This is a genomic window from Amycolatopsis samaneae, assembly GCF_039541975.1.
Taxonomy (GTDB): Bacteria; Actinomycetota; Actinomycetes; order Mycobacteriales; family Pseudonocardiaceae; genus Amycolatopsis; species Amycolatopsis samaneae.
In genome coordinates this window covers 88008-105889 of sequence record NZ_BAABHG010000022.1, presented here as the reverse complement: position 1 = coordinate 105889, position 17882 = coordinate 88008, and the positions used below count along the sequence as shown (strand labels likewise).

Sequence of the window (17882 nt, the reverse complement as noted above, 5' to 3'; positions counted from 1 at the left end):
TGAGAAGCAGCCGAATCCGCGAGTTCCCCCAGCGGACGCTCGGCCTGCGCCATTCCCGGTGTGCCTCGCGTCCCGGTATACGCAGACGAGGATGCGAGCACCCATGTCGTTACCGAACTTCGAACCGTTCACCGTGGTGACCGATCGTGCCTCCGGCCGGACCGTCGAGCTGACCCTGTCCGGGGAACTGGACCTGTCCGGGGTCCCGTCCGTGGCGAAAGCCGTTTCCGTGAGTTTGGAGCCGCCCGCGCCCTGCCTGGTGCTGGCCGACCTGACGGATCTGACGTTCATCGGCAGCGCGGGGCTGTCCAGCCTGTTCGCCGCGCGGCGGCGGGCCAGGGAGGACGACGCCGAGTTCCGGGTCTTCGGACCCCTGCGACGTCCGGTGGCGCGCGCGTTCGCGGTGACCGGCGCGAGAAGCCTGCTCGACGTGTACTCCTGCCGGACCGAGGCCCTCGCCGCGTAGCGGGCCACCGGCGCTCGTCCGCCGGGACCACGGTGTCGATCCACCCGTGGCCCCGGAGCGCTGCTGCCCGGAAACCCCGGCCTTCACCCACACCGCGTAGCGGCGTTTCGCCGAGGCCACGGCGCCGGGGACCGGATCCCTCGGAATCACCGGTCTCGACGCGGCCACGCGCCGCTACGCGGGCCCGCTCGACCGTGCCGACTCGCGGCCCGGGTTTGCCGAGGCGTGGCAAGGGTAAACCGGCCGCATGACCCGATGGCGAGCGAGGAGGCGGGATGAACAAGGCGAATCCGATCCGGATCCAGCGGTATCTGTCCGGGGTGGACTACCCGCAGACACGGGATGGCCTGGTGCGCGCGGCCGAGCACAACGGCGCGGACGCGCCGACCCTCGAAGCGTTGCGTGGCCTGCCGGACCGCATGTACGAGGGGCCGAGCGGGGTCAGCGCGGAAATCGGGGGAGACAGCTGAGCGGGCGGGCCGGGAGGCGGGGTCATGAGCGAGACGGACATCTTCGTCATCGGGCTCGACGAGGAGAACAGACAGCTGCTCGAACGCCTGCCGTGGGCGGGTGCCTACCGGTTCCACGAACTGCTCTCACCCGAGGAGTTGGGGCACGGCGAAATCTCGATCGGTGACCTGATACAGAAGGCGAAGTCCATTTTGGACGGCTTCGACGGCGAAATCGGCGCCATCGTGACGTACTGGGGTTTCCCGGCGGCGTCGATGGTGCCGATGCTGTGCCGCCACTACGGGCTGCCGAGTGTTTCGCTGGAAGCGGTGCTGAAGTGCGAGCACAGGTACTGGAGCAGGCTGGAACAACGGGAGGTGATCGACGAGCTGCCGGATTTCGGCCTCGTCGACCTCGACCGTGAACGGCCGGAACCGCCGCCCGGGCTCGGCTTCCCGATGTGGCTGAAGCCGGTGAAGTCGTTCTCCTCCGAGCTCGCGTTCAAAGTGGACGGACCGGAGGAGTTCGACCAGGCGGTCCGGGAGATCCGGGCGGGAGCGGGCCGGGTCGGCGAGCCGTTCGACTACGTGCTTAACCAGGTCGAGCTGCCCGCGAAGGTCGCCGGCGCCGGGGGCGCCGCGTGCCTCGCGGAGGAGGCGCTGCACGGCGTGCGGGCGGCGGTCGAGGGGTACGTGTACGACGGCGAGGTGGTCGTCTACGGCACGCTGGACTCGGTCACCTACCCGGAGTGTTCGTCGTTCCTGCGGCACCAGTACCCGTCCCGCCTGCCGGAGGATTCGGTGCGGCGGATGCAGGAGATCGCCGAGACGGTGATGCGGCGGATCGGGTACGACAACGCGACCTTCGGCATCGAGTTCTTCTGCCACCCCGTTTCCGGCCAGGTCTGCCTGCTGGAGATCAACCCGCGGCACTCGCAGTCGCAAGCCGAGCTGTTCGAGTTCGTCGACGGGGTGGCCAACCACGAGATCATGGTCCGCCTCGGCCTCGGGGAGAACCCGCGGCGGCGCCGTCGCCGCGGCCCGTTCGAGATCGCCGGGAAGTGGTACCTGCGCCGGTTCGCCGACGGTCTCGTCACCCGGGTCCCGACCGAGGCCGAGATCGCCACGATCCAGAACCGGACCCCCGGGGTCCGGATCGAGATCGTCCCCGCCGAGGGCCAGCGGCTGTTCGACCTGCCCGAGCAGGACGGCCACAGCTTCGAACTGGCCCACCTGTACGTCGCCGGGACGACGGAGGAGGAGATGTGCCAGAAGTACGACCGCTGCGTCGAGGCGCTGCGGTTCGAGTTCGCCGAGACCGGAGAGGAGCCGTGAACGCGGCGGTGACCTCGCTGCCGTCTTGTCTGATCCGTACGAAGGGAGTAAACGATGGCCGAGAAGATCCGCCCGCCGCAACAGCAACGGCCGCCGGGCACCACCGAGGGGATGGACCCGAGGCCGCGGGACACGATGGCCGACTACGAGGGCAGGGGACTGCTGCGCGGCCTGCGCGCGCTGATCACCGGCGGGGACTCGGGGATCGGCAGGGCGGTGGCGATCGCCTTCGCCAAGGAGGGCGCGGACATCGCGATCGCCTACCTCGACGAACACGAGGACGCGGAGGCCACCGCGCACCGGGTCCGGGCCGAGGGCCGCCAGTGCCTGCTGCTGCCCGGCGACCTGGCAGGCGGGCCGCACTGCCGCGACGTGGTCGAGCAGACCGTGCGGCAGCTGCACGGCCTGGACATCCTGGTCAACAACGCGGCGACGCAGTGGCCGGTGGACAAGCCGGAGGACCTGACCGAGGAGCAGTGGATGCGCACCTTCGACGTCAACATCCACAGCTACTTCCGGGTGACCGCGGCGGCGCTCCCGCATCTGCGCGAGGGCGCGGCGATCATCAACACCGGATCGGTGAACGGACTGCGGGGCAACAAGTCCCTGATCGACTACTCCGCGACCAAGGGCGCGATCCACGCGTGGACCTACGCGATGGCGCAGGCGCTGGCCGAGCGCGGGGTCCGGGTGAACTGCGTGGCGCCGGGTCCGGTGTGGACACCGCTGATCCCGTCCACCTTCCCGCCGGAGAAGGTCGAGAAGTTCGGTCTCCAGGTCCCGTTCCGGCGGGCCGCGCATCCCGACGACCTCGCGCCTTCGTACGTCTTCCTGGCCTCGAACCGGCTTTCCTCGTACTACAGCGGCGAGGTCATCGCCGCGCTCGGCGGCGAGACCACCCCGGGCTGAGCCGCGCGGATCAGGGCGCCGGGTACGGGCTCTCCCGCAGGAGCCGGGCCAGGTGGACGGCGTTGCGGGCCGCGGTCGCGTGGGTGGAGACCACCGCGTCCGGGGTCTCGTCGAGGTCCTGGTAGTCGCCCGGTTTCATCGCCTCGCCGTTCCAGTAGCTGGCGCCCTGGGCGGGGAGGGTGAACCCGATGTCGTCCAGCGCCTGGAACAGATCGGCGATGATCTTGTGCGCGCCGTCCTCGTTCCCGACCGCGGCGACCATGGCGACCTTGCCGAACATCGCGGGTCTCCCCTCGGCGTCGGTCTCGGACAGCTCGGCGTCGAGCCGTTCCAGGACCCGCTGGGCGACGCTGGAGGCGTGCCCCAGCCAGGTCGGGGTGGACAGCACGAGGATGTCGGCGGCGGCGACCTTTTCGCGCAGCATCGGCCACGCGTCGCCCTCGCCCATGTCGGCCTCCACCCCGGGCCGGACGTTGTGGTCCACCACGCGCACGAGCTCGCCGGTGGCGCCGTGCTCCGCGAGCCGGTCGAGCAGTTGCCTGGCGATGAGCTGGCTGCTGGAGGGCGCCGGCGAGGGCTTGAGGGTGCAGACCAGGGCCAGCGCGCGCAGGGGAGTCCTCGATTTCGTCATGTCCGGACGGTTTCCCTTTCTCCGCATGGCGAAACTCGACGGCTCCCCGAGTGTCCACAGAGGACGACAGAGGCGGACGGCGAGCCGACCGGGGTGAGGTTTCGAGTGGACACTCGAGGGGAACACCGGAGCGGGTGAAGAGTTTTGGCACGGTGTTGCGAGAGGGCGGGCGGTTCGGGCTGATCGCGGCGTTGACCGGGCCCGTCCTGGCCACGAGGACGGCGGCCGCGGCCGCGCCGGTCGTCGACGAACTCGTCGCCCGCTCGGCCAGGAAGGCCGGCGAGACGGCGCGGACACTCGCGCACACTGCGGTGCGCGCGGGACGCGTGGCCCAGAACGCGGGCGGCGCCCGCTCGCCCGTCTGGCAGGCGGGCCGGCGGGTGCAGGTGCCGGTGCGCCCCGGCGAGTCCGAGGGCCCGGTGACGCCGGGCGCGGGGCGCGCGCTGGCGGCCGAGGCCGCCGCGCTCGCGACGGTTGCCGGTGCCTACTGGGACGCGGGACTGGGCAGTGTCGTGGCGCACCTGGCCGAGGACGCGGTCGCGGACGAGGTCACCGGATGGATCGGGGACCGGGCTGGGCGGCACGGGCTGGCACCGGCGGAGCCGGTGGAGGCGGGCCCGGCGCATCCGGGCGACGTCTCGGGTGTGCGCACCGCCGTGCTGGCGCTGGTCATGGACGGGGCCGGCCTGGGGATCGCGCTCGGGACCAGGGCGATGCGGGCGCGCCGGGCCCACGAATGGATCCGCGCGGTGGTGAGCTCGGCACGGGAGCACCCCGCGGCGCGCGCGGTGCTGAACGAGCGTTTCGGCTGGTACACGGCGGAACTGACCCGGGCGGCCGCGAACGCAGCGGTGCGCGGGCTGAGCCAGGAACCGGCCGAGCTCGCCCTGGACGCGGTGCTGCGCACCGGTCAGCTCGCGGAGGCGGTCGCCAGGGCGATGGCCTTCGACGCCGCGCACGACGAGCTGTGCGCGCCGGACCGGCCGAGCCTGGGGGTCACGCCGGACGCGCGACGCGTCCAGGTGCCGGTCGAGGACTACGCCGGTGGCGCCGTGCGCGGCGGGCTGCTCGGCACACTGGCCGAACTGGTGCTGACCCGTGACCTCGGCAAGGCCGCGAACGCCGCCCTCGCGGTTTCCCCGCTGCCCGCGCGGTACGCGCACACGGCGTTCCACTCGGCGATGGGGCTCGCACTGGCGCGCGAGGGTGTTCTCGTCCGTGCCCCGGACCGGGTCAAGTCCTTGGACGCGGTCGACACCGTGGTCCTGCACCTGAGCGCGCTGTGCGACGAAGCGGGGCTGGACCCGTATGCCGAAGCGGTGTTCGAGGCCGCCCGTGGCCTGGAAGCGCGGGTCGTGGTCTTCGGCGCGGGCGCGGGCGAACGCCTCGGCGAATACGCCGCGCTCGCCGACGACGTCCTCCCATCGTCCTCTTCGGACAGTGAAGAGTCGTTCTGCGAGCTGGTTTCCCACCTGCGGGACGCGGGCCGCGTCGTGCTCACGGTCGCGCGTCCCTCCGCCGCGGCGCGGCCCGGCTCGGACGAGGTCGCGGGCCTGCTCGCCGGGGACGTCTGCGTCGCGCTCGCCGACCGCGGGGCACCGGTCCTGTGGGGAGCGGATCTGCTCGCGCGGCACGGGCTCGCCGGGGTGTGGCGGGTACTGGTCGCGGCGGCCGCGGCCCGCGGGAACGGCCGCCGGGCGACCGGGCTCGCGACGGCCAGCGCGGTGATCGGCGGACTCGCGCTGATGGCCGGGAGCGGGCGGCGGCGCCGTCCGCTGCTGCCGCGGCTGCCCCGGCTGGATCCGGTGGCGCTCGGCGGGATCGGCGGGCTGGCACTGGGGTGGGGTTCGGCGCTGCGGACCGCGGTGATCCGGCCGCCCGCGCCCCGGCCCCGGATCGCGTGGCACGAGCTGAGCGTCGAAGAGGTCACCGCCCGGCTGCGGGAGAACAGCGCCCCGCCGACACCGCTGGACGCGGCGGCACGCCGGGTCCGCGCGCGGGCCAAGGCGCTCGCGGACCACCCGGTGGCCGCCCCGGCCCGGGTGGGCGCGGGCCTGGCCGCCGACGTCGCCGCCGAACTCGACGACCCGCTCACCCCGGTGCTCGCGCTGGGCGCGGTGGCCTCGGCGGTGGTCGGCTCGCCGGTCGACGCCGGGCTGGTCGCCGCGGCCATGGGGCTCAACGCCCTCGTCGGCGGCACGCAGCGGTTCCGTGGCAGGCGTGCGCTGGCCAAGCTTCGCGAGGACGAACGGCAAAAGGCCCGCAAGGTGCTCGCGGCGAAGTCCGGGACGGTCACCACGGACGCGCGCGAGCTGGTGCCCGGTGACGTGATCGAGGTCCGCACCGGCGACGTCGTGCCCGCCGACGCGCGGTTGTGCGACCTCGCCGATCTGGAGGTCGACGAGTCCGCGCTGACCGGGGAATCCCTGCCGGTGACCAAGGGGCTCGATCCGGCGCCGGGCGCCCCGGTGGCGGAACGTTCCTGCCTGGTGTTCGCCGGGACCACCGTGGTCGGCGGGGAGGGCAGGGCCATCGTGGTGGCGACAGGGGAGCGGACGGTGTCCGGGCGCGCGGCCGGACTCGCCGCGCGGGCGCCCGGCGCGGCCGGGATCCAGGCCCGGCTGCACCACCTCACCCGCCGGGCGCTGCCGCTGACCCTGCTCGGCGGCGCGCTGGTGACCGGGCTCTCGGCCGTCCGGGGCCGGCCGCTGCGCCGGGCGGTCGCCGGGGGCGTGGCGATCGCGGTGGCAGCGGTGCCGGAGGGACTGCCGCTGGTCGCCACCGTCGCGCAGCGCGCGGCCGCGCGGCGCCTGTCCCGGTTCGGCGTTCTCGTGCGCACCCCGCGTGCGCTGGAGGCACTCGGCCGGCTGGACGTGGTGTGCTTCGACAAGACCGGAACCCTCACCCAGAACCGCCTGCGGGTCGCCGTCGTGACCACTTCGGACGGTGAGCCGGTGGAGACCCACGACGGCGCACCGGCGCTGACCGCCGCCGCGCGGGCCTGCCCCGGCGCGGACGGTGGTCCCGCCGCGCACGCCCACGCCACCGACCGGGCCGTGCTCGACGCGGCGGGGCCGGACCCCGGATGGTCCGAAGTGGACGGTCAGCCGTTCGAGGCCAGCCGGGGGTACTCCGCGGCCGTCGGCAGGGACGAAACCGGGCGCACGACGCTCGTGGTCAAGGGCGCGCCGGAGACGGTACTGCCCGCCTGCCGAGCGGGGCGGGACGTCGCCGGGGCGGAGGAATCGCTGGCGGACGCCGGGCTGCGGGTGATCGCGGTGGCCGCCAGGGAGATCACCGGCGAGGCGCCCGTGCTCGGCAACGGGAACGACGAAAAGGTCTTGACCGGCCTTGATTTCCTCGGCTTCGTCGGGCTGTCCGACACCCCGAGGGAAACCGCCGCGCCGCTCGTCGGCGGCCTGCGCGACGTGGGCGTCACCCCGGTGATGCTGACCGGCGACCATCCGCACACCGCGCTGGCGATCGCGAAGTCGCTGGGCTGGCCGGAGGACACCGCGGTGCTCACCGGTGACCGGCTCGCCGGGCTCGACCGGACGCGGCGCGCGGCCGCGCTGGGCGGGGCCGGGGTGATCGCGCGTGTCGCGCCGGAGCAGAAGCTCCAGGTGGTCGAGGCGTTGCGGGAGGCGGGCCGGGTCACCGCGATGGTCGGCGACGGGACCAACGACGCCGCGGCGATCCGGGCGGCCGACGTCGGCGTCGGGGTGCGGGCCCGTTCCTCGACGGCCGCGCGCACCGCCGCGGACCTCGCGCTGACCGAGGACGACCTGACGGTGCTGCTGGAGGCCGTGGCCGAGGGGAGGTCGCTGTGGCGGAGCGTGTCCGACGCGGTCGTCATCCTGGTGGGCGGGAACGCGGGGGAGGTGGGCTTCTCCGTGCTGGGCACGCTGCTCTCCGGCGACTCGCCACTGGGCACCCGGCAGCTGCTGCTGGTGAACCTGCTGACCGACCTGTTCCCCGCGATGGCGGTCGCGGTGACCCGCCCGGACGAGGAGGAACGCGAACCGGCCGCCGGGCTCGGCGGCTCGCTGACCCGCGACATCACCGTGCGCGGGGTCACCACCGGCATCGGCGCCACCACGGCGTGGCTGCTCGGCAGGGTGACACCGGGCACGGCCCGCCGCACCAGCACGATGGCCCTGTGCGGCCTGGTCGGCACCCAGCTGGCGCAGACCCTGCGCGGCCGGTGGCACAGCCCGCTGGTGGCCGGGACCGCGGTGGGTTCGGCGCTCGCGCTCGCCGCGATCGTGCAGACGCCCGGGGTCAGCGGGTTCTTCGGCTGCACGCCGCTCGGCCCGCTCGGCTGGGCGGGCGTCGGCTGCGGAGTGGGCGCGGGTGCGCTGTCCTCCCTGCTGCTCCCGGCGGGGGAATCCACCGAACAGTCCGCACCGGAACGGGCGTCCGGCGGCGGGTTCGCCGGGAAATGCGCGAGCCGGTTCGGCGAGTCGTCGTCGCGCTGACCCGCTACGCCCGGTTCCCGGCACGCTGCTCGGGAACCACCGGAGATCCGCGCGTGCCGGTACGGCTCATCCGTGCCGGGTGGCTGCCGCTGGGACACCGAGTGGCGGTGGCCTGAGCCACTCAGGGCCGCGTTCCCGGAACACGGACGTTTCCCGGCGGGGCCGAAGGGGAACACTCCTGTCACGGGTAGCCAAGCGAAGCACGAGGTGGTGACGACAATGACAGTGCTGGACCCCGGCGCGCGACCGGAGAAGAGCAGCGGTCCGGCCGGAACCGCTTATCGCTCGCTCCGGCAGTTGCTCGATGAGCTGGATCGGCTCACGAGCCGTGTCAACGATCACCTCGGCGGGCTCACCGGCCCGGCGGCGAGCCGTGAACAGTCACGCCGCTCGTCCGAAGGTGACTAGTCCGCTGGGGAAAACGGTGAAAGCGCGAGGTGACGCCGCGAGCGCGCCTCGCGCTTTCGCGTCCCGCCTACCGAAGGCACGCCCCCGCCCTTTCGTCCGGAACGGTCTGCTCCGGCGATTGTCGTTTGGTACCAGGGACTTCGAGTGCTCCGTCCACAATGTCCCCGTTGACCCCGCCGTCAGAGCGCGCGGTCGCGGCGGTTGCCCGCCGCCTCGCGACGCAGCCGGTCGGTGTGCTCGCCGATGGCGCCGAGCCGGTCGGCCAGCCCCGCGTGGTCACGCGCGAGGTGCGCGCGGATCGCGGCCAGCGGGGGCAGCAGGCTGCTGACGTCCTCCTCGCCGAGTGCCGCGCCGAGCCGGGCGGCGCTCTCCCGGCCCGCCGCGTCGAAGCCGTCCAGCGCGCTGACCTGACCGGCCAGCTGCCGCAGGACCGCCGAGTTGCGCCGCGCCCAGTCCGCCACCGCGCGGTCGCCCGCGCGCCGGTCGCGTTCGGCGTCGACGCGTGCCTCCCCGGTCGTTTCCCCGGTCGCCGAGGGGCGCAGCCGCAGGAACCGCCGCTCGGCGGCCTGCCTGCTCGCCACCCCGAGCGCGGGCGCGAGCGCCGCCCAGCTGGCGCCGCCGGCGCGGGCCGCGGCGATCAGCTCCGGTTCCCAGGCGCCGAGCTGCTCCCGCACCGCCCGCAACGCGGCCAGGGCGGCCAGGAGCCGTTCGGCGGGCACGTCACCGGCACGGGCGGCCACCAGTGCCTCGTGCACGCCCTCGACCGCTCGCGCAGCGTCCGTCATGTGTCATCCTTTCGACGACTAGATGGTTGTCATCCTTTCGATGACATGTTAGAACAGTAGTGCGTGTTGACACCACAGATCGTCGGAACTTCGGAGGTGGAATCGATGTTGATGCGCACTGACCCCTTCCGTGAGCTGGACCGGTTCGCCCAGCAGATGCTCGGCGCCGCGCCGCACGGGACCTGGTCCAAACCGGCCGCGATGCCCATGGACGCCTACCGCGCCGGTGACGAGTTCGTCGTCTGCTTCGACCTGCCCGGCGTCATGCCCGAGGCCATCGAGCTCGACATCGAGCGCGACGTGCTCACCGTCAAGGCGGAACGGCGGCCCTCGCCCGGTGGCGACGACGTGCAGATGCAGGTCGCCGAGCGGCCACTCGGCGTCTTCTCCCGGCAGCTGTTCCTCGGGGACACCCTCGACACCGAACACATCGCCGCCCGCTACGAGGCGGGGGTGCTGACCCTGCGCATCCCGATCGCGGAGAAGGCCAAGCCCCGGCGGATCGAGATCACCGGTACCCCGCCCGACCGGAAAGAGATCAAGGCCTGACCTTCCTCGTCTCGTGTGGGGGACGGCGCCGCCGTCCCCCACACCGCCGGCTCCGCACGAAAGGCACTCCGTACCCGTGACCGCATCGCTGTCCGTCCCGACCGGCCACCCACACCCCGTCGTCGCCGAGCTCCGCGCCTACCTCGCCGACGTCACGGAAGCACTCGGGATCGGCCTGGAGTCCTGCACCATCGACCAGGACACCCCGCTCTCCGCCTACGTCGCCCTCGACGGGCACCTGCCCGGCTATCCCGGCCGCGACGTCGCGCTGCTGTGGGACGAGGTCCGCGGCTGGTCCGCCGCGATCGAAACCCATTCGGGTGAAGACCTCATCGTGCTCCGCTACCTCGGCGGCACCACCGTCGCGCCGCCGCCCGCGCGGGTCGCCCGGTTCGTCGCCGCGCTGCGCGAGGACGACCACCGGGTCGGCCGTCTCGACCCGCCGGTCATCCGCTCCGCGGGCGGGTTCGCCGATCTCCATGCCGTGCTCCGGGCCCGGCGCGCGACCTGAGGCGGACACGCGGAACTCCGGCAGGGTGTCCGGTCGGACCGGCACCCGGTCGGACACCGTCTGATTGATCACGCCGCGCGTTGGGTACCTCATCGTCATGGAAGTCCGGCCGCACCGCGAAACCCCGGTGGCGTCACGCTTTCCCGCGCGGCGCCGCCCCGTTCGGCCTGAGGTCCATAGTGGACAGACTTTTTCGTGGCTCTGGTCCTGACCCTTCGTTTGACGGGAGGATGATTGAGTATGACCGCGGCGACCGTCACCCGCGCCAGGCACAGCGACGCCTACCGGCACTGTGACGCACTGTTCGACGAGATCAGCCGTCTCGCCGAGGACACCGACGAGCATGCCCGCCTTCGCCGTCGCCTCATCGAGGAGCACCTGCCACTGGCCGAGCACATCGCGCGCCGTTTCGCCCGCCGTCACGAGCCTTCCGACGATCTGCTCCAGGTCGCACGGCTCGGCCTGATCAACGCCGTGGACCGGTTCGACCCCGCCCGAGGGGCCGATTTCCTCTCCTTCGCCGTCCCCACCGTGATGGGCGAGGTGCGTCGGCACTTTCGCGACAACACCTGGTCGGTGCGGGTTCCCCGGCGACTGAAGGAACTTCACCTGAGCCTCAACCAGGCCTCCACGCGGCTGGCCCAGCGGTTCGGGCGCGCGCCCACCGCGCGGGAACTCGCCGATCACCTCGGTCTCGAGATCGACGAGGTCGCCGAGGCCCTGCTCGCCGGAAACGCCTACCAGACCACGTCGATCGACCGTCCCACCCAGGACGACACCGGCACCATCACCCTGGCCGACACGGCGGGCGAGGACGATCCGGGCCTGGATCGGATCGAGAACAGGGAGGCGCTCAAACCGCTCCTGCGCCGGCTGCCCGAACGCGAGCGCCGGATTCTCACCATGCGGTTCTTCGGCGGCATGACCCAGACGCAGATCGCCGAACGTGTCGGCCTGTCCCAGATGCACGTGTCCCGGCTGCTCGCCCAGACGCTCCGGACCCTGCGGGAGCAGCTCACCACCGACGAACCTCCCGAGGAGGAGGAAATCTCCTGAAGCACGGCGGGGCGGGGTCCGGTGACACGGCGGTCACCCTGGCCCCGCCCCTGATCGTCCACAGTGGATTTCAGTGGCGTCCCGGGCCTACTGCCGCAGTTGTTCGGCGAGTTCCTCCTTCGTCATCGCCGAAGCCCCGCTCACCCCGGCGTTGCGTGCCTGGGCCAGCAGTTCCGGTTTGCCCGCTTCGCCGGGCCGGTCGCCAAGGTGCCGCGCACGGCTGGCGGCGAACACCCGGCCCAGCTCGGCGCGGCGCCGGTCGTCGAGGTGTTCCCGCATCCGGGGAAGGACGGTCGATTCCTCCTCCTCGACATGATGGGTGACCGCCTCGACGAGTTCCTTCAGGACCTTGTCGAACCGGTCCGAATCGTGGTCGGTTTCGACGAGCCGGGCCAGCAGCCGTTCGGCCTGGGCGTGTTCTTCCTGGCCGTGCGCCACTTCGTCGGCCTCACCCGCTTCGGTTCTGGCCACCGGATAGACCTCCGCCTCCTCCGCCCTGCTGTGCGCGGTCAGCAGCGCGGCGAGCACCGGAACCAGGAGCGGCCGTTTCCGGGGCGCTGACTTCAGTTCTTCGAACAACCGCTCGACCTCGCGGTGATCTTCGGTGATCAGTTCGACGACATCGACGTTCACCTAGGACTCCTTTCTGGGCGAATTCTCACCCCGGGATACCCCGTGTCCGGCCCGTCAAGCATCCGGACGCCATGGTCGCTTCCGGGCACGGTGGACGTTTCTCGGCGAGCGACCCGCGCGATGGTGCCGCGGCCGAACGCGACACTCAGGGCGATCATGCCCGCGGCGAGGCCCGGATGGATGTCCCGCGAAGGTCACGTCGTGGACCGCGACGGCGCGGCCGGTGGGGATATTTCGCCGGAACGGAGGAATTCCGGCACCGTGCCCGCGGGGAGCCCGGAATTGCGGGCTTTTCCCGGCGGCCGTAAATCGTCGAGGAGTGCCGAGGGTCCGTATGGGAAAACCGCCGTGGCGCGGCACTCGGCGTTTCCGCCGCGATTTGACCGGTTCCCGACGAGCGTCTTACGGTGGAGTGCGATGTCCGACTTCGAGACGCGGCTGCGCGCGGTCTCGCTGCGCGTGACTCAGCCCCGGGTGGCCGTGCTCGCCGCGCTCCGTGACCATCCGCACGTCGACACCGAGACCGTGATCGCACTGGTGCGGGCCGATCTGCCCACGGTGTCCCACCAGGCGATCTACGATGTGCTGCGCGCGCTCACCGACGCCGGTCTGGTGCGGCGTATCCAGCCGGCCGGTGCCAACGCCCGCTACGAGTCCCGGGTGGGGGACGACCACCACCACGTCGTGTGCCGTTCCTGCGGCGCGATCGCGGATGTCGACCGCGTCGCCGGCCACGCTCCCTGTCTCACCGCTTCGGACGACCACGGTTACGTGATCGACGAGGCGGAGGTCGTCTTTTGGGGCAGCTGCCCCCGCTGCACGGCCGAATCCCACCGCAACGATCCGCCGGCCCGGAAGGCAAGCAGATGAGCGACACCCAGGACAACGTTCCCTCCGACGCGCAGGGAGTCGACCGGAAGGCAGCGGCCGGATGCCCGGTCGCGCACGATTCGGTGACCGCGCACGGTAGCGAGAGTGAGAACCCGGCGATCGATTCACCGACCGCCAGTACGGGCGGCCGTCCGCGCACGAACCGGGACTGGTGGCCCAACCAGCTCGACCTTTCGGTGCTGCGCGCCCACTCGCCGAAGAGCAATCCGCTGGGGGAGAACTTCAGCTATGCCAAGGAGTTCGCCACGCTCGACGTCGACGCGCTCAAGCGTGACCTCGTCGAAGTGCTCACCACCTCGCAGGACTGGTGGCCCGCCGACTTCGGCCACTACGGCGGCCTGATGATCCGGATGAGCTGGCACGCCGCGGGGACCTACCGGATCTCCGACGGCCGCGGCGGCGCGGGCGACGGGGCCCAGCGTTTCGCGCCACTCAACAGCTGGCCCGACAACGCGAACCTCGACAAGGCGCGCCGGTTGCTGTGGCCGGTCAAGGAAAAGTACGGCCAGAAGATCTCGTGGGCCGACCTGATCGTGCTGGCCGGGAACGTGGCACTGGAGTCGATGGGCTTCGAGACCTTCGGTTTCGCGTTCGGCAGGGAGGACACCTGGGAGCCCGAGGAGATCTTCTGGGGGCCGGAGGACGACTGGCTCGGCGACGAGCGCTACGTCACCGATTCGGAGATGGTGCCCGAACTCGGGGCGACCGAGATGGGCCTGATCTACGTCAACCCCGAGGGACCCCGTGGTGGCGCGGACTACAGGGCGGCGGCGCACTTCATCCGGGAAACCTTCGCCAGGATGGCGATGAACGACGAGGAGACCGTCGCGCTGATCGCCGGTGGTCACACCTTCGGCAAGACGCACGGCGCCGGCGTCGCGGACGACCACGTGGGCCCGGAACCCGAGGCCGCCCCGCTGGAGGCGCAGGGGCTCGGCTGGGCGAGTACGCACGGCAGCGGTGCGGGCGCGGACGCGATCACCAGCGGCATCGAGGTGACCTGGACCGACCGGCCGACGGAGTGGAGCAACCGCTTCTTCGAGATCCTCTTCGGTTACGAGTGGGAACTCACCACCAGTCCCGGCGGCGCCAAGCAGTACGTCGCCAAGGACGCCCCCGAGATCATCCCGGACCCCTACGACCCGGGCCGGAAACACCGGCCGACCATGCTCACCACCGACCTCGCGCTGCGCTTCGACCCGGTCTACGGGCCGATTTCCCGTCACTTCATGGAAAATCCCGACGAGTTCGCGCTGGCCTTCGCCAAGGCGTGGTACAAGCTGCTGCACCGCGACATGGGCCCGGTGAGCCGGTTTCTGGGGCCGTGGGTGCCGGAGCCGCAGCTGTGGCAGGACCCGGTGCCGGACGTCTCCCACGAGCTCGTGGGAGACCCGGAAATCGCGGCGCTGAAGGCGAAGGTACTCGAAGCCGGCCTGACGCCCGCCCAGCTGATCTCCACCGCGTGGGCGGCCGCCGCGAGCTTCCGGTCCACCGACAAACGCGGTGGTGCCAACGGAGCGCGGATCCGGCTCGAACCGCAGCGCGGCTGGGAGGTCAACGAGCCGGCACAGCTCGCGCCGGTCCTGGACCGGCTCGAAGCCGTGCGACGTGAGTTCGACGAGAGCGGTGGCGCGAAGATCTCGCTCGCCGACCTGATCGTGCTGGCCGGCTCCGCCGCCGTCGAGAAGGCCGCACGGGACGCCGGCGTCGAGGTGACCGTGCCCTTCCGTCCCGGCCGCACCGACGCCACCCAGGAACAGACCGACGTCGACTCGTTCTCCGTCCTCGAGCCGCGCGCCGACGGGTTCCGCAACTACCTGCGGCCCGGGGAAAAGCTCCAGCCGGAGGTGCTGCTCGTCGACCGTGCCTACCTGCTCGACCTGACCGCGCCCGAGATGACCGTCCTCGTCGGCGGGCTGCGCTCCCTCGGCGCCAATTTCGGCGGTGCCCGGCACGGTGTCCTCACCGACCGGCCCGGCGTCCTCACCAACGACTTCTTCACCAACCTGCTCTCCCCGGGCACGCGGTGGAAGGCGTCGGAGTCCGAGGAGAACGTGTACGAGATCCGCGACGCGGCCACCGACGAGGTGCGGTGGACGGCCACCGCGGTCGATCTGGTCTTCGGATCGAACTCCCAGCTGCGTGCACTGGCCGAGGTCTACGCCGGCCAGGCCGCCAGGGAAAGGTTCGTGACCGACTTCGTCGCGGCCTGGACCAAGGTCATGGAACTCGACCGGTTCGACCTCGGCTGACCCGTCCCGCCCGTGGGCCCGGCCGGACCACGGGCGGTCAGGTCGCGGCGACGACCCGGACGGTGTCCAGGCGGGCGTCGGCGGGGTCGGGCAGTTCCATGCCCGCGGCCAGCCCGCTGCGCAGGTAGTCCAGGATCGGCCGGGTGAGCAGCTCGCCGGGCAGTACCGCGGGCGCGCCCGGCGGGTAGGGGGTGATCATCTCCGCGCAGATCCGGCCCGGTGCCCGCTCGACGGGGACGTGTTCGGCGGGGCCGAAGAACGCGTCGCGGGGCGACATCGCGGTGTGCAACTCGAACCGGCCCGGTTCGGGGATCTCGACCGGTGGTGGCACGGGGAATTCCGGGGCCCGCTCGACGAGAGCGGTCAGCGCGTCGGTCAGCGTGGTGGCGCTCTCCTCGGTGTCGGCGTGGGTGAAGTGCGCGACGATCCGGCGGTGATCGGACAGCCCGACGGTGACGTGTCGTTGTTCGCGTAGCCAGTCCGCCGCCTGGTAGCCGCTGATCCCGAGGTGCTGGACGTCGACGGTGACTTTGAGCGGGTCCACCGAGTGCGCCAGGCCGGGGCCGAGGAACTCGTCGTGCAGCACGGTGAGCCCGTCCTGGGCGGCGAGCGTCTTCCGGACGTCGGCGACCAGTGCGAGGGCGGCCCCGAGCAGGTCGGTCCCGTGCTGGGCCATCTGCCGCCGCCAGCCGTCCAGCGAGGCGTAGACCAAAGAACTGGGGCTGGTGGTGCCGAGGAGGTCTTCGCAGGCCTTGAGCACGGCGGGGTCGACGAGGTCGCCGCGCAGGTGGAACACCGAGCTCTGTTCGACGGCGGCGCCCATCTTGTGCACGCTGGTGATGCACACGTCGGCGCCCGCGTTCATCGCCCACGCCGGGAGGTCGGGGTGGAAGGGCAGGTGCGCGCCCCATGCCTCGTCCACGATCAGCGGGATGCCCCGGTCGTGCGCGACCTCGGCCACGGCGCGGATGTCCCCGGCGGTCCCGTAGTCGGTGGGGCTGACCATGAGCACGCCCTTGACACCGGGTTCCCGGTCGGCCGCGTCGGCGAACTCCCGCGGCCCCGGCGGATGGGTGAGCCGCTGGACGGGATCCCAGCGCGGGCTCACCCACACCGGTTCGACGCCGCTGATGATCAGCCCGGACACCACGGATTTGTGCACGTGGCGGGGAAGCAGCAGCTTTTCGTGCGGGCCGGCGGCGGCGAGCATGGCGCTCTTGACCGACAGGGAGCTCCCGCAGGTGGAGAAGAAGGTGTGCTCCGCGCCGACCGCGTCGGCCATCAGGCGTTGTGCCTCGGCGAGGACTCCGGTGCGCATCAACCGGTCGTCGAGCCCGTTGAGCGCGATGACGTCGGAGTCGAACACCCCGCGCCCGAGCACGTCCAGCACCCGAGGGTCGACGCCACGGCCCTGTTTGTGCCCGGGTGCGGTGAACGGCACGATGCCCTGATCGCGGTAGTCGCGCAACGCGTCGAGAACCGGTGCCCTGCTGTGATCCATACCGGCGGATAGCCGGTTCGGGCCCGGCGAAACGTCTTCGCGCGAAAGACGACACGGACGGTGACCGACGCGGGGCGCGGGACGCGCGTTCACCCGGTCCGTTCGGGCGACTACCCTGGGTGGGGCCGTTGGCCGTGGACAGGAGGTAGTGACGATGTCGTCGGGGCTGGACGCCGATCCGAACACGCCGGTCGGGGTCGACCCGACGAGAGCCAGCGTCGCGCGGATGTACGACTACGTCCTCGGGGGCAAGGACCACTACCAGGTCGACCGCGACGAGCTCGACCGGCTTCGCGGGGTGATGCCGGAGGTCGCCGATCTCGCGATCGAGAACCGGCGCTTCCTCATCCGCCTGTGCCGGTTCCTGGCCGAGCGCGCCGGGATCACCCAGTACCTGGACTGCGGCTCCGGCCTGCCGACCGCCGAGAACGTCCACCAGGTCGTGCAGCGCACGGACCCGTTGAGCAAGGTCGTCTACGTCGACAACGACCCGGTCGTGGTCGCCCACGGGCGGGCCCTGCTGGAGGAGAACGAGCACACCCGCTTCGTCGCCGGCGACATCTTTGCGCCGGAGTCCATCCTTGGCGACGACCTGGTGCGGAAGCACCTGGACTGGTCACGGCCGATCGCGGTGTTGTTCGTGGCCACGCTGCATCACTACAAGGGGGCCCGGGACCGGGCGGCCGAGATCACCCGCGAGTACGTCGACGCGCTGCCGCCGGGTTCGTACGTGGCGATCTCGCACCTGCTCGATCCTCGCGACGAGGGCGATCACGAGGCGATGGCGGCCTTCGAGACCGCGGTCAAGCGCGGTTCGCTCGGTGGCGTCACCGCACGCACCGAGCAGGAGATCGCCGAGCTGGTGCGTGGGCTGGACCTGGTCGAGCCGGGCATCGTCCGGCTCCTCGACTGGTGGCCCGACGGCCCGTCCCTGCGCCCGCCGAACGTGGCGCAGCGGTTGATGGCCGGCGTGGTCGCGCGGAAACCCTGAGATTCCCCGGGCAACGGGGCCTCGCACGACCGGGCCG

Annotated in this window: 16 protein-coding genes; 12 read left to right on the top strand and 4 right to left on the bottom strand. The window is 72.0% G+C overall.

Translation table 11 applies throughout. The features are described 5' to 3' along the window. Nucleotides 1–103 precede the first annotated feature (103 nt). The 4 genes from ABD987_RS40335 (at nt 104) to ABD987_RS40320 (ending at nt 3159) form a co-directional block, all read left to right on the top strand. Nucleotides 104–466: an STAS domain-containing protein gene (locus ABD987_RS40335; RefSeq protein ID WP_345407411.1), complete on the top strand. Its 363-nt coding sequence runs from the start codon at nt 104–106 to the stop codon at nt 464–466. A gap of 275 nt (nt 467–741) precedes the next feature. Continuing rightward, a complete protein-coding gene (locus ABD987_RS40330; RefSeq protein ID WP_345407408.1) occupies nt 742–936 on the top strand; it encodes a DUF2795 domain-containing protein in 195 nt (64 codons plus the stop codon). A gap of 24 nt (nt 937–960) precedes the next feature. Further along, complete coding sequence (locus tag ABD987_RS40325; protein ID WP_345407405.1) at nt 961–2250, top strand: ATP-grasp domain-containing protein; 1290 nt, start codon at nt 961–963, stop codon at nt 2248–2250. Between the two features lie 54 nt (nt 2251–2304). Next, a complete protein-coding gene (locus tag ABD987_RS40320) occupies nt 2305–3159 on the top strand; it encodes an SDR family oxidoreductase (RefSeq protein WP_345407402.1) in 855 nt (284 codons plus the stop codon). 10 nt (nt 3160–3169) lie between these two features. On the opposite strand, the gene ABD987_RS40315 is transcribed toward ABD987_RS40320, so the two are convergent. After that, nucleotides 3170–3790 carry a flavodoxin family protein gene (locus tag ABD987_RS40315; protein WP_345407399.1) on the bottom strand — a complete coding sequence of 207 codons (621 nt, stop codon included), beginning with the start codon at nt 3788–3790 and terminating at the stop codon, nt 3170–3172. Between the two features lie 134 nt (nt 3791–3924). Here ABD987_RS40315 and ABD987_RS40310 point away from each other — a divergent pair, with 134 nt between their 5' ends. Together ABD987_RS40310 and ABD987_RS40305 are read left to right on the top strand one after the other, a co-directional pair. Continuing rightward, nucleotides 3925–8268 (top strand): cation-translocating P-type ATPase, encoded by a 4344-nt coding sequence (locus ABD987_RS40310; RefSeq protein ID WP_345407396.1) that lies wholly within the window; start codon nt 3925–3927, stop codon nt 8266–8268. A gap of 219 nt (nt 8269–8487) precedes the next feature. After that, entirely contained in the window at nt 8488–8676 is a 189-nt protein-coding gene (locus tag ABD987_RS40305; protein ID WP_345407393.1) for a hypothetical protein, read from the top strand. A 179-nt stretch (nt 8677–8855) separates the two neighbouring features. Here ABD987_RS40305 and ABD987_RS40300 read toward each other — a convergent pair whose 3' ends face one another. Then, a complete protein-coding gene (locus ABD987_RS40300) occupies nt 8856–9461 on the bottom strand; it encodes an HSP18 transcriptional regulator (protein ID WP_345407390.1) in 606 nt (201 codons plus the stop codon). Nucleotides 9462–9566: 105 nt separating this feature from the next. Between ABD987_RS40300 and ABD987_RS40295 the strand changes: the two genes are divergently transcribed. The 3 genes from ABD987_RS40295 to ABD987_RS40285 all read left to right on the top strand — a co-directional run bounded on the left by ABD987_RS40295 (nt 9567) and on the right by ABD987_RS40285 (nt 11577). Beyond that, nucleotides 9567–10010 carry an Hsp20/alpha crystallin family protein gene (locus ABD987_RS40295; RefSeq protein ID WP_345407387.1) on the top strand — a complete coding sequence of 148 codons (444 nt, stop codon included), beginning with the start codon at nt 9567–9569 and terminating at the stop codon, nt 10008–10010. 76 nt (nt 10011–10086) lie between these two features. Further along, nucleotides 10087–10521 (top strand): DUF6292 family protein, encoded by a 435-nt coding sequence (locus ABD987_RS40290; RefSeq protein ID WP_345407384.1) that lies wholly within the window; start codon nt 10087–10089, stop codon nt 10519–10521. 240 nt (nt 10522–10761) lie between these two features. Then, nucleotides 10762–11577: a SigB/SigF/SigG family RNA polymerase sigma factor gene (locus tag ABD987_RS40285; protein WP_345407381.1), complete on the top strand. Its 816-nt coding sequence runs from the start codon at nt 10762–10764 to the stop codon at nt 11575–11577. 87 nt (nt 11578–11664) lie between these two features. Here ABD987_RS40285 and ABD987_RS40280 read toward each other — a convergent pair whose 3' ends face one another. Further along, a complete protein-coding gene (locus ABD987_RS40280) occupies nt 11665–12210 on the bottom strand; it encodes a hemerythrin domain-containing protein (protein ID WP_345407378.1) in 546 nt (181 codons plus the stop codon). Between the two features lie 417 nt (nt 12211–12627). On the opposite strand from ABD987_RS40280, the gene ABD987_RS40275 reads away from it, so the two are divergent. Further along, on the top strand, nt 12628–13080 hold the full coding sequence (locus ABD987_RS40275) for a Fur family transcriptional regulator (RefSeq protein WP_345407375.1): 453 nt from the start codon (nt 12628–12630) through the stop codon (nt 13078–13080). Beyond that, nucleotides 13077–15353: a catalase/peroxidase HPI gene (gene katG, locus ABD987_RS40270; RefSeq protein ID WP_345407372.1), complete on the top strand. Its 2277-nt coding sequence runs from the start codon at nt 13077–13079 to the stop codon at nt 15351–15353. Before ABD987_RS40275 ends, katG begins: the two co-directional genes overlap by 4 nt. Before the next feature lie 37 nt (nt 15354–15390). Here the strand turns inward: katG and ABD987_RS40265 are convergent, their stop codons facing one another. Then, nucleotides 15391–16854: an aminotransferase class I/II-fold pyridoxal phosphate-dependent enzyme gene (locus ABD987_RS40265; protein ID WP_345407369.1), complete on the bottom strand. Its 1464-nt coding sequence runs from the start codon at nt 16852–16854 to the stop codon at nt 15391–15393. Nucleotides 16855–17008: 154 nt separating this feature from the next. Between ABD987_RS40265 and ABD987_RS40260 the strand changes: the two genes are divergently transcribed. Beyond that, entirely contained in the window at nt 17009–17845 is an 837-nt protein-coding gene (locus ABD987_RS40260; protein WP_345407366.1) for an SAM-dependent methyltransferase, read from the top strand. The last annotated feature ends 37 nt before the right edge of the window (nt 17846–17882 follow it).